This is a genomic window from Clostridium sp. UBA4395 (assembly GCF_002390995.1).
Taxonomy (GTDB): domain Bacteria; phylum Bacillota; class Clostridia; order Clostridiales; family Clostridiaceae; genus Clostridium_J; species Clostridium_J sulfidigenes.
Window position 1 is genome coordinate 1 of the sequence record NZ_DGRF01000021.1, and the last position, 23,739, is coordinate 23,739.

Below are 23,739 nucleotides of genomic sequence, written 5' to 3' on the forward strand. Positions count from 1 at the left end.
TTCCAAGAAAAAATCGGAATATATAATTTTTGTATAAAAAATAATAACTCCGTTCAAAACAAACAGGCTTCCGCTTAAAAAAACTTCACGCGCTAAACTTCTGGTAATAAATGTAAATATATATATTAAATTAATATATACTTCTAATATATAAATAAAACATCGAACAAATTTTGTATTTGTTCGATGTTTTATTATAGAAATTAGTTATCTTTTTATGTTAAAGAAAGATTTTAATCCTCTAAATTCAGCCATGTCACCAAGTTCTTCTTCGATTCTTAATAACTGGTTGTATTTAGCAACTCTCTCGCTTCTTGCAGGCGCTCCAGTTTTAATTTGACCTGCATTTGTAGCTACTACTAAATCAGCTATTGTAGTATCTTCCGTTTCTCCAGATCTGTGAGAAACTACTGCAGTATAACCAGCTCTTGCAGCCATTTCTATAGCATTTAAAGTTTCAGTTAAAGTTCCTATTTGGTTTAATTTTATAAGAATTGAGTTTGCAGTTTCTCTTTCAATTCCCATTCCAAGTCTAGAAGTATTAGTTACAAATAAGTCATCTCCAACTAATTGAATTTTTTTACCTATTTTATCAGTTAAGTACTTCCATCCTTCCCAATCTTCTTCAGCCATACCATCTTCAATAGATATTATTGGATATTTTTCACATAATTCTACATAGTAATCTGCCATCTCATGAGGAGTTAACATTCTTCCTTCCCCAGCAAGATTATATTTTCCATCTTCAAAGAATTCAGAAGATGCTGGGTCAAGTGCTATGAAAGCATCTTTTCCTGGAACATATCCAGCTTTTTCTATTGCTTCGATTATAACTTTTATTGCTTCTTCATTTGATGATAAATCTGGAGCAAATCCACCTTCATCACCTACACCTGTTCCAAGTCCTTTAGCTTTTAAGATTCCTTTTAATGCATGATAAACTTCTGCTCCCATTCTTAAAGCTTCGCTAAAAGATGTAGCTCCTGCTGGCATAACCATAAACTCTTGTAAGTCCACATTATTATCAGCATGTTTTCCACCATTTAAGATATTCATCATAGGTACTGGTAAAACTTTAGCATTAACTCCACCAATATATTGGTATAAACCAAGTCCTAAGTAATTTGCTGCAGCTTTTGCACAAGCAAGGGACACTCCTAAAGTAGCATTAGCACCTAATTTTTCTTTATTATGAGTTCCATCTAATTCTATCATAGTCTTATCTATAGCAACTTGATCGAATATATTCATTCCTATTAATTCTTCTGCTATTATGTTGTTTACATTATCAACAGCTTTTAATACACCTTTTCCATTGTATAGAGATTTATCTCCATCTCTTAATTCAACAGCTTCAAATTGACCTGTTGATGCTCCTGAAGGTACTGCCGCTACCCCTACTGTACCATCTTCTAGAACAACTTCAACCTCTACTGTTGGGAACGCTCTTGAATCTAATATTTGTCTCGCATAGACATCAATAATTTCAACATATTGTTTCATTTTTTTTCCTCCTTCATATTATGTTTATAATAAATTTAGCATGGCTAAATATTTTAACTTAACAACTTAAATTAATGATTTTCCACTCATTTCACTTGGAATATCTAATTCCATCTTCGTTAAGATAGTTGGAGCAATATCTGCAAGTATTCCTCCACTTCTAAGTGTTCCTACTTCTTTACTTACGTATGTAAATGGAACCAGATTAGTAGTATGTGCAGTCATTGGTTTGCCTGTAGAGTAATCAATCATAGACTCAGCATTACCATGGTCTGCTGTGATAAACACTGTACCATTATGGTCTAGTACTTTATTTACAACCTTGCCTAAGCAATAATCTACAACTTCAATAGCCTTTACTGCTGCTTCAATAACTCCAGTGTGTCCAACCATGTCTGGATTAGCATAATTTAATATAATTAAATCATATTCGTCTTTTTCAATACTTTTTAATACTGCATCAGTAACTTCATAGGCGCTCATTTCTGGTTTTAAGTCATAGGTTGCTACTTTAGGTGATGGAATCAATACCCTATCTTCACCCTTATTAGGTTCCTCTACTCCACCATTAAAGAAGAAAGTTACATGAGCATATTTTTCTGTTTCTGCAATTCTAAGCTGTTTTAATCCTTTACTACTAACATATTCACCTAATGTATTCTCATAACTCTCCGGTTTATAAGCTATTTGTACATCCTCAATAGTTTTATCATATTGAGTCATACATACATAGGTTACATCTAAACTTTCTCTTTCAAAACCTTTAAAATTCTTATCTTTTAAAGCTCTAGTTATCTCTCTTGCCCTATCTGGTCTAAAGTTAAAAAATATTATGGAATCTTTATTTTTTATAGTAGCTACCGGTTTCCCATCCTTCACAATTACACTAGGAATTACAAACTCATCTGTTTTATTATCATGATAAGCATCGTCTACAACTGCAAATGGGGAGGTACTAATATTTCCTTCACCTTTTACCATTGCATTATAGGCCAATTGTACTCTTTCCCATCTATTATCTCTATCCATAGCATAATATCTACCAGAAATAGTTGCAATTTCTCCTATTCCCTCACTATCCATATGGTTTTGTAACTCTTCTATAAATATTTTTGAAGATGTTGGTGATACATCTCTTCCATCTAAAAAGCAATGGACAAAAACTTTTTTTACAGCCCTTCTCTTACAAAGAGTTATAAGAGCTTTTACATGATTTATATGAGAATGAACTCCTCCATCTGATAATAATCCTATTAAGTGAATAGCTGAGTTATTTTTTAACGCCTCATCAATAGCAATATTAAAAGCTTTATTTTCAAAGAAATCGCCATCTTTAATTGATTTTGTTATTCTAGTCAATTCTTGATATATTATTCTTCCCGCACCTATATTTAAGTGTCCTACTTCTGAGTTACCCATCTGCCCCTCAGGAAGCCCTACATCTAGACCAGAAGCCGATAATGTGGTGTGAGGATATTTAGCCTTTAATCCATCGTAGTTAGGCTTATTGGCCTCTCTAACTGCATTTCCATCCACATTGTCGCTTATTCCAAAACCATCTAATATCATTAGCATTACTGGTTTTTTATTCATAATATTTGACCATCCTTTTATTAGTAATTTACAATAGCTGCAAAATCTGAAGCTTTAAGACTAGCTCCACCTATTAATCCTCCATCTATATGTTCCTTTGACATTTGCTCTTTTATAGTTGATGGCTTAACTGATCCGCCATATTGAATTCTAACTTTATCTGCAACTTCTTCTCCGTATAACTTGCATATAACTCCTCTAATAAATCCTATTGTATTATTAGCATCATCTGCAGTTGCAGTTTTTCCTGTCCCTATTGCCCAAATAGGTTCATAGGCTATAACCATATTTTCAACTTGCTCTTTTTTTATTCCTATTAAATCTTGCTTTATTTGAGCACCTAATACTTCTTCAGTTATTCCTAATTCTCTTTGCTGTAAACTTTCACCTATACATAATATAGGTGTAATCTTGTGATGAAAAGCAGTCTTTAATTTTTTATTAATAGCTTCATCAGTTTCATTAAAATACTGTCTTCTTTCACTATGTCCAATTATAACAAATTTTACTCCTAGTTCTTTAAGCATTAATGGAGAAACTTCTCCTGTAAAAGCACCTGACTCTTCAAAATGCATGTTTTGAGCCCCAACCATAATATTGCTTCCCTTACATTCTTCAACTATTGCTGGTAAACTTAAAAAAGTGGGACAAACTACTACATCACAGCTAGCATCATTTACTAAAGGCTTTAATTCCCTAACTAAATTTACTGCTTCTTCTATTGTATTATTCATCTTCCAGTTTCCTGCTATTATTGCTTTTCTCATGATTAATCCTCCTATTAATAACTTTGCAACACATCTTTCATAATGCTAAGATATTCAAATTTTTTCCTTAAGAGACATATTACATTTTTTTCTCTAAATCAAATATAATATATTACTCTCTAAAAGGAAAGTAAATAAACAAGATTTTATCTCGTTTATTACTTTCTTTATAGATTTTACATTTATTTATCATTTAAAGCAACAATTCCTGGAAGTTCTTTTCCTTCTAAAAATTCTAAGGAAGCCCCGCCACCTGTTGAAATATGTGTCATTTTATCTCCTAGACCAAATATATTAACAGCCGCAGCACTATCTCCTCCACCAATTATTGTAATTCCATCACAATTAGCCATAGCTTCTCCTACTGCTATTGTTCCCTTATTAAAGTTTTCAAATTCAAAAACTCCCATTGGACCATTCCAAATAATAGTTTTAGATTTAGCTATCACTTCCGCATATAATTCTCTTGTTTTTGGCCCTATATCTAAAGCCATATATCCATCTTGAATATTTTCATATTCTGTTATTACTGGATTTGCATTTTTATTGAATTCCGTAGCTACTACGTGGTCTATCGGTAGATATAATTTTACTCCTTTTTCTTTAGCCTTATCCATCATCTCTAGTGCATAATCAATTTTATCTTCTTCTACCCTTGATATACCCATTTTATATTCTTTAGCTTTTAGGAAAGTATATGCCATAGCTCCTCCTATAAGAAGATTGTCTACTTTCTCTAAAAGATTATTTATTACATTAATTTTATCTGATACTTTAGAACCTCCTAAAATAGCAGTAAATGGTTTCTCAGCATTTTCTATAGCTTCTCCTAAAAACTTAAGCTCTTTCTGAATTAAATATCCGCAAACTGACTCTTCTACAAACTCAGTTACTCCTACTGTAGAACAATGAGCTCTATGTGCTGTTCCAAAAGCATCATTTACGAATAGATCACAAAGAGAAGCTAATTCCTTAGAATAACTTTCTTCATTTTTAGTTTCTTCTTTTCTAAATCTAGTATTTTGTAATAGTACTATATCTCCATCATTCATATCTGAAATAGCTGACTTTGCTTTATCTCCCACTACATTATCATCCGCTGCAAAAATTATCTTCTTATTTAATAGTTCACTTAATCTTGCTGCTACTGGTGATAGCGAAAGCTCTGGTTTCGGCTCCCCCTTTGGTTTTCCTAAATGTGAACATAATATAACCTTTGCATTATTGTTAACTAAGTACTCTATAGTAGGTATTGCTCCTAGAAGTCTATTTTCATCAGTAATTTTACCCTCTACTATAGGTACATTAAAATCACACCTTACTAAAACCTTTTTACCTTTCACATTGATGTCTTCTAATGATTTCTTGCTAAATGACATATTAAAATCTCCTTTTTTTAAACTTATTGTAATAAAAATCTAGTTCAATCATAAATCATAGAACTAGATTTTTATTACATACCTATTTTAACACATTTTGAAGATTATAATCTATCTGCAACATATTTTGTTAAATCTGCTAGCCTATTTGAGTAACCCCACTCATTATCATACCAAGCTACCACTTTAACTAGATTATCTCCCATAACCATAGTTGATAATGCATCTACAATTGAAGATCTCTCATCACCTCTAAAGTCCATTGAAATTAATGGTTCCTCAGAGAATCCTAAAATCCCATTAAGTTTTCCTTCTGCCGCTTCTCTTAAAGCCCCATTAACCTCCTCTACGCTCACTGACTTACCAAGTTCACATACTAAATCAGTCATTGAAACTGTTGGTGTTGGAACCCTTACTGCCATACCATTTAATTTCCCTTTAAGCTGTGGTAAAACTAATGCAACCGCTTTTGCCGCTCCTGTAGTTGTGGGAATCATTGATTCTCCTGCAGCTCTAGCTCTTCTTAAATCTTTATGTGGAGCATCCAATATTTTTTGATCATTAGTATATGAGTGTATTGTAGTCATAAGTCCTTGTACTATACCAAACTTCTCATCTAAAACTTTTGCAAAAGGAGCTAAACAGTTAGTTGTACATGAAGCATTTGAAATAATATTGTGATTTTTAGCATCATATTTATCTTCATTTACTCCCAGTACAATTGTTATATCTTCATTTTTTGCTGGTGCGGAAATTAACACCTTTTTAGCTCCAGCTTCTATATGAGTCTTTGCTTTTGTAGCATCTGTAAATAATCCTGTAGATTCTATTACAATATCTGCACCTTGAAGTCCCCAAGGTATATTTTTAGGATCTCTCTCTGCAAATATTCTTATTTCCTTTTCATTAACTATAATTGAATTCTTAGTAGATTCAACTGTTCCATTGAATTTTCCATAAAGGGTATCATACTTCAAAAGATGTGCTAGCGTCTCAGGATCTGTTAAATCATTAATTGCTACAACTTCTATGTCATTTCCATATTTATCTACCAAAACCTTAAATACATTTCTTCCAATTCTACCGAATCCATTAATTCCAACTTTAACCATTATAAAATACCTCCAACATTTAATTTAATAATTTTTATATTAAAACTTAATTGATATAAATAGAATTTTAGGAAATATCATCCTAAAAATCCTTATCTAGAAATACATTTTCTTATATATACATATTGATTCTAAAGCATATAATCTGAAAAATCATAATATATTAATTTTAAAAACATATAAGTACTTTAATAAGTAACTCTAGGATAAAATCATTAAGTATTAACAACCAACTTTATTTAAAAATAATTTTAAAATTTCTTTTGCCGTAGCTTCATCAGTAACTAATGTTGAATTTAATTTATCCATTTGTATAGCCATGATAGCTTCTGCCTTTTCAACACCTGCCGCTACAGCTATTACATTAGGGATATTTTCAATTCTATCTTTAGTTATTCCAATTGAAGGCATAGAATATACAACCTCACCTTTGCTATTAAAATAATGTCCATAAGCTTCTCCTATAGCTCCTAATTCTAATATTCTTTCCTTTACGTCCTTACCTAAACTTCTCTTATCACACATATCTTTAGCCAGTCCTATACCATGGATAAGAATATTTGATTTCTCTATATGTTCAAAAGTTTCCTTAATATCTGATTCCTTAATCAATGCTTTAAAAGAATCCCTACTTATGTTATCTGGAATGTGTAACAATTCATAAGTAGCATCTAACTTATTTGCTAAAATCTCTACTAGGGTATTAGATTGTATTTCTGTTTCTTTTCCCATACCACCTCTTCCAGGTAAAACCTTTATATTTTTATATTTAGTCATTGGAAGGAAATTGTAAACTACCTCCTTAATTGTTCGTCCTCCTGTAAGGGATATTATAATATCATCTTTAATAATACTTTTTAAATAATTACCCGCTACCCTACCAAGTTCAGTATATAATGAATTATCTTCTGTTACATTTCCGTTAATAACTATCACTTCTCTAACTTTAAGAATTTTCTTCAAGTCCTCTTCTAAGTGATTTAAACCACTTAATTCCTTCATAAAAGCCTTAAGTCCAATAAAAACTTCATCACCTTCTTCAGTAATATACATACCAGAAGACTTAATATCAATTAATCCTTGAGTTTTCAATAGATTTGTTTCACTTCTTACAACTCTTTCACTTAAATTTACTATGGTTGACAGCAACCTTCTGCCTATAGGTTCTCTATACTTTATATTTTTTAATACGGTATATCGCACATCTAAAACTTCTAGCAATTCAGGCACTACCTTCTGCTGTAATTTTAATAACTTCTCCATCTTTCACCTCATTGACAAAACATGTCCCTATGGACATAATTCGTCCCATAAACATTTCAAATCCCTGTTTATATTATATGACAATATTCATTGTTTGTGAAGCACTTATGTTAATTTTAGTTTTATATAAGTTATATTTCTACATTCATCTACAATTTATACAAAAAATTAATTCCATATAAATCATAATAATAAATTAATGTTTCATATGGAATATCAAAATCTATATTAATCTTTTTCGCTGAGATGAGGATTTTATTCCTAACTCCTCTCGATATTTGGCTATAGTACGTCTAGATATATCTATGCCTTTTTCATTAACAATTTTACATATAACTGAGTCAGATAGTGGTTTTGACTTGTCTTCAGATTCTATTATATTCTTTATCATATCTTTTACACTAACAGATGATATATCTTGACTTAAAATGTTTACACTATTAGTAAACAAATCCTTTATTCTCTTAATTTCCCCTGTATGAAGAGCTACATATTTATCTCTAATAGCTCTACCAACCGTAGATTCATGCATGTTTAAACTATTAGCTATATATTTAATAGTCATAGGTTTTATATAATTATTACCCTTATCTAGATACTCCTCTTGATTTTTAACTATTTCCTCCATGACTTTACACAAAGTATTTTTTCTATTTTGTATACTTTTAATCAAAAACATCGCACTACTTATTTTGTCTTTTACATAATCTATAGCTTCTGAATCATTACTGCTATTAATTACATCTTTATATGTATTATTAATTATTAATTTAGGTAATAAATTATCATTCATTAAAACTACATAATCACCACTTATTTTTTTTATATAAACATCTGGAATCAAATATCCAATCTCTTCACCAGTAAAAAATCCCCTGGTAGGTTTAGGTTCCATTTTTTTTATTATATCTTCACATTCTTGAACTATTTTAGCCGAAACTCCAAGTTTTTTACCTATTAATTGATATTTTCCTTTTGATAACTCATCTAAATAATTATTTATTATTTCCTCAACATAATTATTAATTATATTTTTCCTATGTAGTTGAAGTATTAAACATTCACTCAGTGACCTAGCACATATTCCAGGCGGTTCAAGTCCCTGAACTATATCTACACATCTCATAGCAGAATCCTTTGAAATACTGAGTTCTTCCATTAAATTATCTATAATCTTTTCATCTAAATATCCTCTATGATCAATATTATCTACAATATATCTACAAATACACTCATCTTGTCTATCTAAATTACTATGCATAACTTGTTCTCTTAAATAATCCTTAATAGTAGATTTGCTACTTATAAAATTGAAAGGTGATACCAAATCATCTTCTTCATGTTTGTAGTATGATCTATCATTATAATTATCCATGGCCATGTCTCTAATTAATTCTCTATACTCTCTCAACTCATTATCAACTATTTCTTCTTTAGCTATTTCTAAATTATTTTCTACTTCCAAAACTACATTTTCTTGTAATTCCTTATCAATATGTTGTAAAAGTTCATAGGATGACATTTGTAATAACTTTATTGATTGTTGCATCTGCATTGTCATAATCAATTTTTGTTCCTGTGATATCCTTAAATCAAAGCTTAAATTCATAAATATCCCTCCTACTCATCTTAACTAATCATATCATAAATTATATGATATTTCTAACTAAATAGAGACAATCCATATTTCCCTGACAATAATTTATAAAAAGAGAGTTAGCCTATAACAAACTAACTCTCTAAACTATATTACAATTTAAATTAATTTAAATATTATCTACCATTCTTTTCATATGCTTCTCCTGAAGCAGCTGGTGCATTTGTTTTCCCTACAAAGCCAGCAAGTGCTAACATAGTTAATAGATATGGTATAATTGTAAACACTTCAGATGGTAATGACCATCCAAGCCCTTGGGCAAATATTTGGAATGATTCACCAAAAGCAAATAACAAACATGCTCCAAAGGAACCGATAGGTGTCCAGTTACCAAAGATTACGGCTGCTAAAGCAATGAATCCTCTACCTGCTATCATCCCCTCTCTATATATTGGTGTAATACCAATTGATAAAGCAGCTCCACCAAGACCAGCTAACATTCCTGATAATATTACACAAATGTATCTTACTAGGTATACATTTATTCCTAGTGTATCTGCAGCTTTTGGATGTTCTCCTACAGATCTAATTCTAAGTCCAATAGAAGTTTTGTAAAGTACAAAATGGGCTACAAATACCAATACTATTGCTATTATTACAAACCAGTTTAATCCAGATAAAATATCACCAATAATAGGAATATTAACAATGAATTTTGGTAAGTTGTAAGGAAGAAGGGTTACCAAGTCTGTTTGACCTCCCTTTCCATTGAATAATATATATATCAAGAAACTAGCTAGAGCTGTAGCAAACAAGTTAATAGCTGTACCAGAAATAACCTGGTCTGATTTTAAGTGGATACTAAGAACTGCATGAATTAATGCAAGTAATCCACCCGCTACTAAAGCAAACACTATTCCTACTACAGGACTGCCTGTTATATATGTTCCATATACAGCAAAAAATGCTCCTATGGTCATCATACCTTCAAGACCTATATTTACTACTCCTGAACGCTCAGAAAACACCCCGCCTAAGGATGTGAAGATAAGAGGTGTAGCTATTCTTAAAGTAGCTGTTATTAATGAAATGATACTAACAACAATTATATTATCCATTCATTATCTCCCCTTTCTTTTTCTTATTTCCAAAGTAAGTCACAATGTAATCTGTTGCTACGAATATAATAATTACTGATTGAATTAAAAATACTATTTCTTTTGGTATTCCACTAATTTGAAGAGCTCTTGAACTACTATTTAAAGCTCCGAACAATATGGCTGATAAAATACATGCTACTGGATTTTTCTTAGCTAACAATGCTACTGCTATACCATCAAACCCATAGCTAGGAACTACCATAAAATCTTGAATTAAATGTTTCACACCAGCTACATGTGTAGCTCCACCAAGTCCAGCTATAGCTCCTGATAAAACCATAGCTAAAACTGCATTCTTAGCAACATTTACTCCACCATATTCTGCACCATGAGGATTTATACCAACAGCTCTTATCTCATATCCAATGGTAGTTTTCCATAATATAAATGCCATAATAATAGCTGTTATAATACCTATAAATAAACTTATATTAGCTGAGCTTCCTTGAACAAACCTTGCAAGTTTTGCACTTTCTTGTATCATTGGAGTTGCAGCTTTTCCTGGAACTCCGAAGGCCGTTCTAAGTATAATATAGTTGGCTAAAGCAATAGAAATATAGTTCATCATAATTGTATTTATAACTTCACTTGTTCCAAATTTCGCTTTAAGAAATCCTGGTATTCCTCCCCAAATTCCTCCAGCAACTATACCACTTACAATTATTAATGGAATGTGTACTATAGGACTTAATCCTGGTATGGTTCCTACTATAGCAGCTGCAACCATACCTAGTACAAATTGACCACCTACACCAATATTAAATAGTCCACATCTAAAAGCTATAGCATTAGCTACACCAGTAAAAATTAAAGGTGTCACTTCCGCTAGTGTAGCCATGGTATTTCTTTGTGTTCCAAAACTACCAGTCCATATAGTTGAAACTAAATCAGTGAAAGCTGTAAAATATTGAGTTATTGAATACCCTTTTGCCCACATAACAAAAAATACTGATATAAATAAAGAAAGTATAACTGCTGCTACAGGAAAGAGTATAGTCTTTATTGTATCCTTAACTTTACTACTCATTTTATTTCTCTTCCCCTTTCTTATCTAAGCTTCCACCAGCCATTAATATACCCAGTTTTTGCTCATCTGCATCTTTTCTGTCTAAAATATCTACTATTTCACCATCATACATAACAGCAATTCTATCTGAAAGAGCTAAAATTTCATCTAATTCTAAAGATACTAAAAGTACTGCTTTTCCTTTATCTCTCTCATCCACAAGTCTACTATGAATATATTCAATAGCACCTACATCTATACCTCTTGTAGGTTGAGCTGCAATTAATAATGTTGGGTCTTTAGAAATTTCTCTAGCTGCAATTAACTTTTGTTGGTTACCTCCAGATAAAGCAGATGCATTTACTTCATTACTCGGTGTTCTTACATCAAACTCTTCTATAAGTATGTCACAATGTTTTTTGATAGCCTTATAATCCATCATAATACCTTTATTAAATTCTTTGTTTTTATGAATCCCAAGAATAGAGTTTTCAAATAATGAATATTTTAGTATAAGTCCTCTTTTATGTCTATCTTCAGGAATATGTCCAATACCTGCGTCAATAATTTCTCTAGGAGATTTTCCATATAAATCTTTTCCATTTAATAATATTTTTCCATTATGACCTTTTCTAAGACCTGTAAGTACTTCTAGTAGTTCTGTTTGTCCATTCCCATCTACTCCTGCAACTCCTAAAATTTCGCCTCCATTAACAGTAAATGAAACATTTTTCACAGCAGGAATTCCTCTTTGATCATTTGCAGATACATTTTCAACCTTAAGAACTTCTCCTGTTAATTCAGATTCTCTTTTTTCTACTACTAAATTTACCTTTCTTCCAACCATCAACTCAGCTAATTCATCAATACTAGTATCAGCAGTATTAACGATACCAGTAACCTTACCTCTTCTAATTATAGTAACCCTATCACTCATACTCATAACTTCTTTTAATTTATGAGTTATAAGAATAACAGATTTTCCTTCTTTTTTCAAATTATCTAATATTTTGCCTAATTCCTCAATTTCTTGTGGAGTTAAAACCGCTGTTGGTTCATCAAGAATTAATATCTTTGCCCCTCTATAAAGAGCCTTAAGAATTTCCACCTTTTGCTGTTGCCCTACAGATATATCTTCAATCACAGCATTTGGATCTATGGAAAATCCATACTTATCTGACAATTCTTTCACATCATTATAGGCTTTTTTTCTGTCTAGGCATAACCCTTTATTGGGTTCACATCCAAGTACAATATTTTCAGCTACTGTAAGGTTGTGAACTAACATAAAGTGTTGGTGAACCATTCCTATTCCAAGCTTTATCGCTTCACTAGGGTTGTTAATTTTAACTAAATTTCCATTAACATAAATATCACCTTTTTCTTGCTGATACAAGCCATAAAGTATATTCATTAAGGTAGTTTTCCCTGCACCATTTTCACCCAACAATACGTGTGTTTCTCCTTGTAATAAATCAAAGTCCACACTGTCGTTTGCAATGGTACCAGGGAAAACTTTAGTTATACCTTTCATTTCAATTACTTTTTCCATTTCCCTTCCTCCTTATAATATTACCTACGTTTACATACTACATTAAAATGCTTAATATTAGTTAAAATATCTATATGTACTTTATAGAATCCATCTCCCATTATACCACAAAAATATTTTATTGAATATTTTTTTTTCATACAACTTCATTCTAATAAAAATATATTAACAAAACTAATAAAAAAAAGCTAGATGTAAAATCTAGCTTTTTTCTTACTCTCTTCTTGCTTATTTATAATCAATAGCTTCTTGTCTTGTAGCAGGTACTTTAATTTTACCTTCTTTAATTTTAGCTTCAAACTCTTCTGCTTTCTTAATTACATCAGCAGCAGTATTGTCTTTAGTTGTTGCAGCCATACCTACTCCGCCTTCAGCAATACCTAACTCAACATGACCTGCTTTGAAGGTTCCATCTATAACTGCTTTTGTTGCATCGTAAGTAGCATTATCAACTCTCTTCATCATAGAAGAAAGGATAACATCTTTAAAGTCTGGAAGAGAAACCGCTTGGTCCATATCAACACCAATAGCCCAAACTTCTTTTCCTTCTTTCTTTAATTCTTGTGCTCTTTGGAATAAACCAATACCACATCCACCAGCTGCATGATAAATTACGTCACATCCAGCTCCATATAATGATGTAGCAAGTTCCTTACCTTTATTTGTATCAGCAAAAGAATCTGCATATTTAACAGTTGTTCCTGGATTTTTACCATCTGCACTTAAAAGACCTTCAGCAGCTTTTGGGTTAACAGCTTTAACACCAGCAGCAAAACCAGCTTCAAATTTGTTAATTGTATCGAAGTCTTTTCCACCTATAAATCCAACTTTGTTAGTTTTAGTAGTTAACCCAGCTATAACTCCCATTAAAAAAGAACCCTCTTCTTCTTTAAAAGTTACTGACATTACGTTATTAGCTTCAACTACAGAGTCTATAATACAAAGTTTTGAATCTTGGTTGTTTTTAGCTACATTAGTAACTGCATCTGCTAATTGGAAACCAATAGCTAGGGTTAAATCAGAACCACCATCTATTAAAGCTTGTAGGTTTGGTTCATAATCTTCTTTCTTTTGAGCTTCAACTGAAGTGTATTTAACTCCAAACTCTTCTACTGCTTTTTTAACTCCTTCATCAGCTGATTGGTTAAATGATTTGTCATTTAATCCACCTTCATCTGTTGAAAGACCTACTGATACTTCTGATTTAGGAGTATCTTTGCCTTCACTTGCTGTGCCTTTGTCATCGTTTCCGTTACCAGCGCAACCTACAAGTAGGGATGCAGTCATAGCAACCGTTGCCATAAGAGCAACTATTTTTTTCATTTTCATCTTAAACCCTCCTGAAATAAATAAGTAATATAAATATATAAAATTTTTTATTATAGTATGTATTATAACCTAATAAAAAATTTTTATCATGTAAATAAATATATTCAGTATTATTTAATTTCATATATTTATATGCTGAATATACCATAATTATCCGTAAAAATCAAATAAAATTGACTGTAAGACTACAGTCAATTTTATTTTTATTATTTATATTTTAAGATACAAACTCTGCATTCTTTAATACCTGTTGAGCTTTTTCACCGTCTTCATCAGCTACAAGTACTATTGGCCCAGTACAACCCATTCCACTCTCTGAGTATATACCCTCTTTCCAAAGCGCTTTACATGCATTTTCAAGCTCTAGTATATCTATGCCTGCTATAGAGAAAGTTACTACCTTTTTAGGTGGCATTTTTACCTCTTCCTCTTCTTGAGGTTTGTTAGCTTTTTTTATAGTCTTATCTATAAATTCTTTTAATCCAGCTACATTAGCTGACTTAAACTCATCCCTAGCTATATCCAAAACCTTGTTTTCTGCACAAGTTGCACAGAATCTTAATGCTTCTGCAATAAGCGGTGCTCCTGAAGCTCTAGAAACTATATTAACTAACTTATCATAGTTTTCTCCAATTCCAGGACCATATCCAGCTCCTACAGTTTCATAATTTCCACCTGTAGTAAATGAAGAGAATATCTTAATTAAAAGATTTCCTGTTAATGAATCACAAACCATAACGTCCGGTGTTCCTGCTAAAAGGTCATTTCCTCTCATTACAGCTCCACCATCAGCTCTTAATGATTCAGTAAAGGATATGTCATATCCCCCTTCTTGAGTTTCTCTTAGAATTCTTTCTACTTGTCTAGCACCATCAAGATTTAGTATTCCAACTTTTGGATTTTTAATACCACTAGCTTTAGCTACAGATATCCCAGATATAGCATTTTTAACCATACCCTCAACTCTATTTGTAGAAGTAGTTCCTGTAGTTGTAGCAATTATCATTTCTTTTCCTTTTCCAGGAGTCATTACTTTACCTACTGTAGAAACTCCTATTGGAAAATCAAAGTGTTGTGTAACACAACCATCTAATTCTCCACATTCCAACATAGATGTCATTTTTTTATGACCTTCCTCAGCTGATTCTACTTCTATTATTTCAAAATCAGCATCTACTTTAGGTCCAATTAAAACTATATCAAAATCGCCATATTTTACTTTTGCAAGTTCAGCAGCTTTAACCATCTCTTCGACTCCATGTTCAGAACCTAGTATAGTTAAACCTATTCTAACTTTTTTCTTGAATTGTCCGCTTTTTATTCCTGTTGCTATATCATTAAATACTTCAGCAATCATTGCTTTAGTAGCATTTTGACTCATTTCTACACCCCGTTTCTTTAATAACCTCTTATATTTAAAGAGATAAATTAGTAATTGTTAAGCTTCAGTAGGAGCAATTATCCTTCTGAGTTTTAAGGCTCTATTTATCAGAGTTCATTAAAAAGCTTGCAAAATCCTTCATGGCATCTGCTACCATTGATTTAACTTCTTCTTTACTAACGCCTGACTCATTGTCTAGTTTTCCAGTATTCTTTTCAACTAGTATAGAAACTCCATCAAATAAGTTAGTCATTCTTCCTAAGAATAAACTTCCTTTTCCTACGATCATAAAGTTATTTAAAATGCCATCTTTTATGTGATCTATTCCATGTCCGACTATTGGCACTCCAGATGGGATATGTCCTTGAGTTGGAGCATAACCTTGATATCCATGTTCTTTTATAAATCCTGGTAATTCTTTTCTATCTAATTGCCCCTTCTTAACAGCTAAAGCTCCAATCATTTTATAGTTTTGAGTTGGTACATCTCCAGCTCCTGCAGGTTCAGTTATATCTGGAGTTTGCATTTCTGGTGCATACTTATCTACATCTGTTACTTTTAATCCAGCAGCTGTTAATGGATCAAGTACTAATGCTTCAAGCACAGCTTGTGGAGAAGCACCATGACCAATTGTATGTCTTCCTATTATGTCAGTTCTTAAAATCGGACTTACCCCATCATTTTCTGAAACAAGAATAGCAAATCCTCCTAAACAATCTTCAAGTACTGGTAATTCTTTTTTTATGTGATCCTTACCATTCATTCCAAGCTTTGCCGTAGCTCCACCTGCAATAACTAATACATTTTTGAATATTCCACTCTTAACAAGTGATGCTGCATTTATTAATGCATGAGTAGGTCCTGCACAGAATCCTCTCATATCTGAACCAGTAGCTCCAGAAAGACCTACAACCTCACCTATTGATTTAGCAACGTTTCCGCCACCTCTTTGGTTCATATCTCCTATCGCTTCTTCTGAACACTCTATTATATAACCTATTTCTTCTACAGGAATATCTAAATTGTCAACTAGATGCATTCCAGCAAGTACTCCTGATGATTTAACTGCTAAATTTTCAAGCATATAGTGTGCTGAAAGGTTTGGATCAAACTCATGTGCTCTTCTTACACAACCAACAAGTTTCCCATCTATATATAATCCTTCTGCTCCAGCATTATTAACTAACTCTTCAATTTTAGCCATTTCATCCCCAGTAATTTTTTCTGCTTTTTCTTTTAGTAATGGATGCTTAGCTAATTTTTCTTTTATAGTGTCAACAAAAGACTCTTCTAATAAAACTAAGTCAAATACATCAGATATCTTCATTAATCCATAGAATTCATCTTGTGGCATTATTTCGCCGTATTTACCAAATCTATTAGCATTTTCTACATTCTTTCCAACCCATGGTCTTGGCATTTCGCCTAACTCTTCTGGTGTAATGTTTCCTATATAAGTTTGATTTGGTGCATAAGCTACAACATCCTCAAAACTTCTTAAATTATTTTTTATAGCCTTTAAATATTCTGAATCTGGATTTGTTTGTTTTTCTAATGTTTGTGTAGTTCCATTATGTATTACCATATCTGGAGTATTCACTAAAATATAAGATGCTTTCTTTATAACTGGAAAATTCATTTTTAATTCAACCTCCCTTAATAATGTGCGTTTATAATAATTTATTTTGTAATTTGCACAATCTATAATAAATAGGTGCAAACTATTCATTGTACATTGTGCAAACTAGGCAATTTCTTATTAATATATTTAGTAATTAGGGGATTACCCCTAATTACTAAATCATTAATTTTAATTATTCAAATATTTTTTGTCCATCAACTTCTGTTTCAAGAGCTTTTAAAGCCTTTTCAACAAGTTTTCTTCTTAATGTATATTCATCCTCTTTTGTTAAGTTTGGATTTCCAAGTGGATGAGGAATAGCTACTGTAGGAATTATTCTGTTAGCTCCAACAGTTAAAGAAACTGGAGTAATAGTACACATGTGAACTACCGGAAGTCCAGCTCTTTCTATTTCTTTAACAAGCGTTGCACCGCAACGTGTACAAGTTCCTCACGTAGAAGTTAATACAACTGCATCTACGCCGTCAGCTATTAATTCTTTAGCTGCAAACTCACCATATTTTTTAGAAGATGCAACAGCTGTACCATTTCCAACTGTAGAATAGAAGTATCTGTGTAATGCTCCTATTTTCCCTTCTTTTTCAAGATCTCTTAGAACATCTACTGGGATAACTCTATCTGGATCTTCATTAGCATACACTGGATCATGACCACCGTGTGCTGTTTCAAAAGTTTCTCCAGTTAAATCATTAATTCCTTCTATATCATATTTACCAATTTTAGAAGCTGAAGATGACTCTATGTGATCTGGGTTTCCTTTTGGAACTATACCACCAGATGTAACTATAGCAATTTTAGCTTTAGTTATATCTTTTATTGCCGGCATTGGATCAACTCTATCAAAGTCAGGCATTTTAAATTCTGTAACGAATTCTTCACCTTTCAATTTTTTAACAAGCATATCAACTGCTCTCTTAGATCCTCTTTCAGTTGCAAAATAGTTCTTTCTTATGCCTCTTTCAATGTAATTCTCTTCTACTGGAGAACCTATTTCTTCTCCCTTAGCTAATTTAATAGCTAATTTAGCCATTTTAGGTAATGCATCTCTCATACCTACAGCACTATTTCTTGTAGAGATAAGATATAAATCTTTTTTATACATGTCTGCACCTGGATTTTCAATGTACATTCCAGATAATACAGGTATATTTAACTCTTCTTTAACCGCCTTACATACATCTCCACATGCAACACCATATCTTCCAGCGTTAAATGCAGGTCCAGCTATAAATAAATCTGGATTATATTTTTTAACCATTTCGATAATTTCAGCTTGTGCTTCTTTTGTATTCTCAGCATAATAAGAATCTCCACAAATAACTGTAGCAACTATCTCAACGTCTTCTTTCTTTAATAACCCATTTAATCCAAGTCCAGGTCCTACAAACCCTTCACGAACCTCAGGTTTAATATCAGCTTTTTCTTCTCCGCCTATTCCTGCGTAGAATTGGTTTATATAATGAACAACTTTTAACATAGGTTTTCCCCCTTTCATGGGACTTGCCCTCTAGAAATTCCATTTCTTAGGTCAATTAATTTAACATTTTCTATTAAAATTATTTATTAAAGATATTTACAGAATTGGTCTCTTACATTTTTAACTTCTTCTATAATAGCATCAACATCAAGAACCATTTCCATCATTCCGCATTGTTCGTCATAAATAGCTTCATCACATTCTGCTTTCATTTCTGGCTCTACAACGTGGAAAACAGATAATCCAAGATCAACTCCTGCTAAAGGACCTGCAAATGTTGGGTCTCCAGCAGCAACTGTTTCAGCAGATAATCCAGATGCTTCTGCTTCTGCTCCCCCGATTACTACCACCATGTTCTCTGCACCATATTTTTCAGTTAAATCTTTAACTCTTTGTTGGATCTCCAGATCCATTGCACCTGCAGCTGTTCAGACAAAGCATTCTGTTGATGCAAAAACAACTTCTGCTCCTGCTGATTTAACACAAGCCTCTATGGCTGGTCCTGGTATTCCGTCTCTATCTCCTATACAGATAGCTTTTTTTCCTTGTAACATAGTATCTATCTCCTTTTCAATGTACTCATAATCATTAAACTAAACTTTTTAGTTATATTTTAAAATTAATATCCTTTTGCTGTTAAGTAGTTAAATCCTACTTCGCTAGTTGCTCCAGTAATAACTTGGATTTCAGCTTCAATTGATCCATCTTCTCTTAAGCTTCCCATGTGTCCACCAGCAATAGTATTTGCAGCATCTACATGACCAATTACTCTTTTCATAGGTGGTAAAATAACAACTTCGTTAGCATTACCTCCAGTTACTACAGCATCACCCTTTGGAGTTGAGTCTGCTAACGATTGAGACATGCCATCTTGACCAGCATACTCATCTGTAACTAGAACAGTTTTAACGCCTTTAGCTGTAACCTTATTACAGTTCATAACTAAATCTGCATCTGGGTTTCCAAATCCTTCTTCAGAAATTATAGCAGCATCTGCTCCTAAAAATTCTACTAACTTAGCAACCATATTTGATGATCTCTCTTTATCAGCTAGATATACGTTTTCATTTGTTATAACGCAACCTAAGAAGTTAAAGTCCTTACCATGTCTCTCATATAAATCTTCTATTATTGGATGATTCATATGAACATAAGAAGGGTTCTTATCACAAGCAGATACACAGTTTCCACTTACGATAGCTCCGTCAAACACTTCTGTCGGATAAATAAATGTAGGAATTATTTTCTTAGCATCTACACCGTATACATAAGTATCATGTAATAATCCTTGTGTTTGAAGCATATATACATATACTACCTTAGGTAACTCTGGATATTGTTGAACTTGTTGTAAAAGTGGTAATGTCTCATAAGATTTCACTTCATCAGGTTCCACATTCTTACCTGCTTTTCCAAGGTATGTAGCTGCTTTAAATCCTATAGTTCTTACTGCTTCTTCATGATCGTGTTGTAAAATTCCTTCTTTTGGTTCACATATAATCACAAGGTTATTTGTTTTTGAGAACGGTGTATATTTAGCACCTTCTCCACTCATATCAACTATACCTTCTTGGAACCCAACTATTTTACCAGTAGTTACAACTGCGGCTCCTTTTAAAACATGTGTTCTTCCAGAACCTACTGTATCTACCTTACTAATGAAACCTGGAAATATTCCACCATTTCCTTCTACTTTAACTCTTGGTTCAACTACGTCTTTTACAGGTATTATTCTAACTTCCTCACCTGGTCTTGCAATATCAAAATCGATACTTGCAATTCTTTCGTCACCAGATACCTCGTTTAATAACTCCTCTTTGTTTACATAAAGAACTCCGTTCTCAACTTTTGTTTCTGGTCCAAATTGAAGATCCTTAATAAATATCTTTCCAATCTCTAGACGCAAAACCTTCACCTCCTAAAAATATATAGGTCACTTTTTATTTATTAGAAGATGGGAGGTAATCCTCCTCATCTAATAACCTTTTAAACCTTGAAAATTGAAATTATAATGTTTCGTAGTATTCTTTAATGAATCCTTCGATATCATCTAGTGTAGCAATTTTATCTGGAGTTATTGTAGCTACACAAGCTCCACCATTGTAAATTTTCATAGTTGGAAGTCCTAGAACTTTTTGTCCTATAGCAACTCTTCTTGCTCCACCTATGTTTAAGCTAGCAAATTTTATTTTATCTTCATACTTAGGTTCTAAATCGTGAACACCTGGCATTAAAGCTATACATATTTCACATTTATCTCCCCAAAAATCTACGAAAACTGGTTTATCACTGTTTAAAACTTCTGACTCAAAATTATCTTTGTTTAATTCTATCATTGTATTTTACCTACCTTTCAGATTATAAATATTTATTAATATATAATTTACCTAAAGTAAATAAATTATATTCTAATGTGAATTTTCTATATAATGCTCTGCATTAGTAGCAGCAATAGCCCCATCAGCTGCCGCTGTAATAACTTGTCTTAATGATTTTTCTCTAACATCTCCAGCTGCAAATACTCCTGGTATGTTAGTTCTCATTTCTTCATCAGTTATTATATCTCCTCTTTCAGTCATGTTTACTTTACCTTTAAACAGTTCTGATATTGGTAAATATCCAACAAATACAAAGCAACCATTAACTTCTAAAGTGCTAACTTCACCAGTTTTTCTATTTTTTATAGTCAAACTTTCTAGAATTTCATCTCCGTTAGCTTCTTCTACAACAGAGTCCCAAATAAATTTGATTTTAGGATTTGCAAAAGCTTTTTCTTGTAGTGATTTAGCTGCTCTTAATGAATCTCTTCTATGAATTACGGTAACAGTTTCACCAAATTTAGCAAGATATATAGCTTCAGTAATAGCTGAGTCACCACCGCCAATTACAGCAATATCAAGTTCAGTAAAGAAATCTGCATCACATGTAGCACAATAAGAAACTCCTCTACCTCTTAACTCTATCTCATTTTTAAATCCACCAAGTCTTGGAGTTGCTCCAGTTGCAATTATTATTGTTTTAGCTTGATATTCACTTTTTCTACATTTAATAACTTTAATATCACCTTCTAAAACAGTTTCAACTACTTCGTCTTTAACAAACTCAGTACCAAACTCTTCTGCTTGTTGTCTCATTCTTTGACTTAATGTTGTTCCAGTACATTCTTCAATTGAACCTGGATAATTCTCTAATTCGTCAGTCGTTGTTGCCTGACCACCATATTTCGCTCTCTCAATGATTAACGTTTTCATTCGTGATCTTGAAGCATATAGTCCTGCTGATAATCCTGCAGGTCCTCCTCCAATTATTATAGTGTCATAAATTTGTGACATATCAATATACCTCCCTTAGTTAATAGCATGATCTATTAAGTCTGAATCTATTACTTGAAAATCTGTTAATATTTTTTCACTCCATTTTGGAGTGTTAAAATCTCTTAAAAACTTTTCTGTTGTAACTATAGCATTTTCTATAATTTCTAAAGACTGTAAATCAACTCCATTGACAACTTCTGTTGAAACACAAACAGTTCTGTAAGGAGTTTCATTGGGCTTTACGCTTCCCATCAATGGATGAGTAAGTATCCTATTACCTTTATGAATATAATTTCTTACTTTTTTTAGTATATCCAACTGCGGCACATCTATAAACTCAACTTTAAACTTTTCTTCAAATTTTTCTTTTGACATAGGATTGTTAGTTACAATAAATAATGGTTCTATCATTTAAATTCCTCCTATTAGGTGCATATAAAAAAGCATAGCGCAAAATATTAATATATTTTGCCCTATGCCTCTGTATTTTAACCTGAGAGTTTTGCTCCTTCGGTGCATATACGCTTTCCAGAGTTTTGTCCGTTTTCGGTCCTTTTGCCTGAGAGTTTCATATTTATTTGGCAAAATAAATACTTGCTTCTTCGGCTACCTAATTTAATAGATTCTCTCCCGAAAATATCATCCAAAATTATTATTTTCTTTGCTTTTTATCTTTAATATTAGTATATAATATATTTGTCTAATATTCTACATATTTTTATTGTTTTGTTATTTGATTTTTCTATAGTTTCTATAAAGTTTTTTTTAATTAAAATATTCTGTCAATTATATATATCATTACATCCTACATATATATCCTTTATTAATATGGAGAAATCCGTTGCATACCAACACTTAAAGCATACTCATATACCTATTCTTTTATTTTTAGAAAAAATTTTTAAATGAATTTACTTATGATATATTCAAATTGCTCTGAGTATAAACGCAAATACATATTGATATTTTTTTAACTTTTTAAATTTGGTTATTATTTTTTCTACAAATTAATTTTTGTACTTTATTGTTATTATAAAATATTTGAACCACCCAATATACAATAAATTTATTTATATATTTTAATTTAAAATATAAACTTTTATTCTATTTGTAATAATGTGAAAGGATATGACCTTAAATCATATCCTTTTAATACACTACTTCATATTTTTAAATCCTATTTGTCTCAATCCCTCATAAGCAATTATAGCAACTGTGTTGGAAAGGTTAAGAGATCTAGTTGTAGTATCTACCATAGGCACCTTTATAAGATTATCTTTATTTTTTTCTCTTATATAATCAGGTAATCCTTTAGATTCTCTACCAAATACTAAAAAATCACCTTCTTTAAAATTGGGTTCATTATAATATTTAGTTCCTTTAGTAGTACAAAAATAAAATGTTCCATTCTTATATTTTTCCCTTAAAGCTTCATAACTTTCATGAATTTCTAACTCTAACTGTGGCCAATAATCAAGTCCAGCCCTTCTTACTGCTTTTTCATCCAAGCTAAATCCTAAAGGTTTTATTAAATGCAGCTTACAGTTAGTAAGTACACAAGTTCTCCCTATATTCCCAGTATTTTGAGGAATTTCTGGTTGAAATAATACTATGTTTAAGTTCACTATTACGTCCTCCTAAAAATAAGCCTGTTCAGGCTTGAT

The 23,739-nt window shown here is 31.9% G+C and carries 20 protein-coding genes and 1 riboswitch; all 20 genes read right to left on the reverse strand.

The window, feature by feature from the left end; genetic code table 11:
* Positions 1 to 207 precede the first annotated feature (207 nt).
* Positions 208 to 1,503 (reverse strand): phosphopyruvate hydratase, encoded by a 1,296-nt coding sequence (gene eno, locus B2694_RS02690; protein ID WP_035132373.1) that lies wholly within the window; start codon positions 1,501 to 1,503, stop codon positions 208 to 210.
* Positions 1,504 to 1,569: 66 nt separating this feature from the next.
* Entirely contained in the window at positions 1,570 to 3,096 is a 1,527-nt protein-coding gene (gene gpmI / locus B2694_RS02695) for a 2,3-bisphosphoglycerate-independent phosphoglycerate mutase (RefSeq protein WP_346884465.1), read from the reverse strand.
* Between the two features lie 20 nt (positions 3,097 to 3,116).
* Entirely contained in the window at positions 3,117 to 3,863 is a 747-nt protein-coding gene (gene tpiA, locus B2694_RS02700) for a triose-phosphate isomerase (protein WP_346884466.1), read from the reverse strand.
* A 182-nt stretch (positions 3,864 to 4,045) separates the two neighbouring features.
* On the reverse strand, positions 4,046 to 5,242 hold the full coding sequence (locus B2694_RS02705; RefSeq protein ID WP_346884467.1) for a phosphoglycerate kinase: 1,197 nt from the start codon (positions 5,240 to 5,242) through the stop codon (positions 4,046 to 4,048).
* Between the two features lie 104 nt (positions 5,243 to 5,346).
* Positions 5,347 to 6,354: a type I glyceraldehyde-3-phosphate dehydrogenase gene (gene gap, locus B2694_RS02710; protein WP_346884468.1), complete on the reverse strand. Its 1,008-nt coding sequence runs from the start codon at positions 6,352 to 6,354 to the stop codon at positions 5,347 to 5,349.
* A 222-nt stretch (positions 6,355 to 6,576) separates the two neighbouring features.
* On the reverse strand, positions 6,577 to 7,617 hold the full coding sequence (locus B2694_RS02715) for a sugar-binding transcriptional regulator (RefSeq protein ID WP_346884469.1): 1,041 nt from the start codon (positions 7,615 to 7,617) through the stop codon (positions 6,577 to 6,579).
* A 223-nt stretch (positions 7,618 to 7,840) separates the two neighbouring features.
* Positions 7,841 to 9,226, reverse strand: coding sequence for an RNA polymerase factor sigma-54 (rpoN, locus tag B2694_RS02720; RefSeq protein WP_346884470.1), 1,386 nt, complete (start codon positions 9,224 to 9,226; stop codon positions 7,841 to 7,843).
* Between the two features lie 164 nt (positions 9,227 to 9,390).
* Positions 9,391 to 10,332, reverse strand: coding sequence for an ABC transporter permease (locus tag B2694_RS02725; RefSeq protein ID WP_346884471.1), 942 nt, complete (start codon positions 10,330 to 10,332; stop codon positions 9,391 to 9,393).
* Entirely contained in the window at positions 10,325 to 11,401 is a 1,077-nt protein-coding gene (locus B2694_RS02730) for an ABC transporter permease (protein ID WP_346884472.1), read from the reverse strand. Before B2694_RS02730 ends, B2694_RS02725 begins: the two co-directional genes overlap by 8 nt.
* A 1-nt stretch (position 11,402) precedes the next feature.
* The gene (locus tag B2694_RS02735) at positions 11,403 to 12,932 is read right to left on the reverse strand and encodes an ABC transporter ATP-binding protein (RefSeq protein ID WP_346884473.1); all 1,530 of its coding nucleotides are present in this window, start codon (positions 12,930 to 12,932) and stop codon (positions 11,403 to 11,405) included.
* A gap of 228 nt (positions 12,933 to 13,160) precedes the next feature.
* Positions 13,161 to 14,261: a BMP family ABC transporter substrate-binding protein gene (locus tag B2694_RS02740; RefSeq protein WP_346884474.1), complete on the reverse strand. Its 1,101-nt coding sequence runs from the start codon at positions 14,259 to 14,261 to the stop codon at positions 13,161 to 13,163.
* A gap of 217 nt (positions 14,262 to 14,478) precedes the next feature.
* Positions 14,479 to 15,642, reverse strand: coding sequence for a glycine/sarcosine/betaine reductase complex component C subunit alpha (gene grdD / locus B2694_RS02745; RefSeq protein WP_346884475.1), 1,164 nt, complete (start codon positions 15,640 to 15,642; stop codon positions 14,479 to 14,481).
* Between the two features lie 100 nt (positions 15,643 to 15,742).
* A complete protein-coding gene (grdC, locus tag B2694_RS02750) occupies positions 15,743 to 17,281 on the reverse strand; it encodes a glycine/sarcosine/betaine reductase complex component C subunit beta (protein ID WP_346884476.1) in 1,539 nt (512 codons plus the stop codon).
* A 175-nt stretch (positions 17,282 to 17,456) separates the two neighbouring features.
* Positions 17,457 to 18,761, reverse strand: a complete 1,305-nt coding sequence (gene grdB / locus B2694_RS02755) for a glycine reductase complex selenoprotein B (protein WP_084178129.1) — start codon at positions 18,759 to 18,761, stop codon at positions 17,457 to 17,459.
* Between the two features lie 86 nt (positions 18,762 to 18,847).
* Entirely contained in the window at positions 18,848 to 19,315 is a 468-nt protein-coding gene (gene grdA, locus B2694_RS02760; protein ID WP_343826952.1) for a glycine/sarcosine/betaine reductase complex selenoprotein A, read from the reverse strand.
* 65 nt (positions 19,316 to 19,380) lie between these two features.
* Positions 19,381 to 20,667, reverse strand: coding sequence for a glycine/sarcosine/betaine reductase component B subunit (locus B2694_RS02765; RefSeq protein ID WP_035132408.1), 1,287 nt, complete (start codon positions 20,665 to 20,667; stop codon positions 19,381 to 19,383).
* 100 nt (positions 20,668 to 20,767) lie between these two features.
* Positions 20,768 to 21,097 (reverse strand): thioredoxin family protein, encoded by a 330-nt coding sequence (locus B2694_RS02770; protein ID WP_035132410.1) that lies wholly within the window; start codon positions 21,095 to 21,097, stop codon positions 20,768 to 20,770.
* Between the two features lie 72 nt (positions 21,098 to 21,169).
* Complete coding sequence (gene trxB / locus B2694_RS02775) at positions 21,170 to 22,093, reverse strand: thioredoxin-disulfide reductase (protein ID WP_346884477.1); 924 nt, start codon at positions 22,091 to 22,093, stop codon at positions 21,170 to 21,172.
* A 15-nt stretch (positions 22,094 to 22,108) separates the two neighbouring features.
* Positions 22,109 to 22,486, reverse strand: coding sequence for a GrdX family protein (locus B2694_RS02780; protein ID WP_150844068.1), 378 nt, complete (start codon positions 22,484 to 22,486; stop codon positions 22,109 to 22,111).
* A 126-nt stretch (positions 22,487 to 22,612) separates the two neighbouring features.
* Positions 22,613 to 22,718: riboswitch (glycine riboswitch) on the reverse strand.
* Positions 22,719 to 23,232: 514 nt separating this feature from the next.
* A complete protein-coding gene (locus B2694_RS02785; protein WP_346884478.1) occupies positions 23,233 to 23,700 on the reverse strand; it encodes a tRNA (cytidine(34)-2'-O)-methyltransferase in 468 nt (155 codons plus the stop codon).
* Positions 23,701 to 23,739: the final 39 nt, after the last annotated feature.

Bases quoted from the DNA above. Each gene is read 5' to 3' on its own strand.
- B2694_RS02715 (WP_346884469.1), bottom strand. From the start codon at position 7,617: ATGGAGAAGTTATTAAAATTACAGCAGAAGGTAGTGCCTGAATTGCTA.
- B2694_RS02770 (WP_035132410.1), bottom strand. From the start codon at position 21,097: ATGATAGAATTAAACAAAGATAATTTTGAGTCAGAAGTTTTAAACAGT.
- B2694_RS02735 (WP_346884473.1), bottom strand. From the start codon at position 12,932: ATGGAAAAAGTAATTGAAATGAAAGGTATAACTAAAGTTTTCCCTGGT.
- tpiA (WP_346884466.1), bottom strand. From the start codon at position 3,863: ATGAGAAAAGCAATAATAGCAGGAAACTGGAAGATGAATAATACAATA.
- gpmI (WP_346884465.1), bottom strand. From the start codon at position 3,096: ATGAATAAAAAACCAGTAATGCTAATGATATTAGATGGTTTTGGAATA.
- B2694_RS02780 (WP_150844068.1), bottom strand. From the start codon at position 22,486: ATGATAGAACCATTATTTATTGTAACTAACAATCCTATGTCAAAAGAA.
- B2694_RS02725 (WP_346884471.1), bottom strand. From the start codon at position 10,332: ATGGATAATATAATTGTTGTTAGTATCATTTCATTAATAACAGCTACT.
- B2694_RS02705 (WP_346884467.1), bottom strand. From the start codon at position 5,242: ATGTCATTTAGCAAGAAATCATTAGAAGACATCAATGTGAAAGGTAAA.
- gap (WP_346884468.1), bottom strand. From the start codon at position 6,354: ATGGTTAAAGTTGGAATTAATGGATTCGGTAGAATTGGAAGAAATGTA.
- trxB (WP_346884477.1), bottom strand. From the start codon at position 22,093: ATGTCACAAATTTATGACACTATAATAATTGGAGGAGGACCTGCAGGA.
- B2694_RS02740 (WP_346884474.1), bottom strand. From the start codon at position 14,261: ATGAAAATGAAAAAAATAGTTGCTCTTATGGCAACGGTTGCTATGACT.
- rpoN (WP_346884470.1), bottom strand. From the start codon at position 9,226: ATGAATTTAAGCTTTGATTTAAGGATATCACAGGAACAAAAATTGATT.
- grdD (WP_346884475.1), bottom strand. From the start codon at position 15,642: ATGAGTCAAAATGCTACTAAAGCAATGATTGCTGAAGTATTTAATGAT.
- B2694_RS02730 (WP_346884472.1), bottom strand. From the start codon at position 11,401: ATGAGTAGTAAAGTTAAGGATACAATAAAGACTATACTCTTTCCTGTA.
- grdC (WP_346884476.1), bottom strand. From the start codon at position 17,281: ATGAATTTTCCAGTTATAAAGAAAGCATCTTATATTTTAGTGAATACT.
- eno (WP_035132373.1), bottom strand. From the start codon at position 1,503: ATGAAACAATATGTTGAAATTATTGATGTCTATGCGAGACAAATATTA.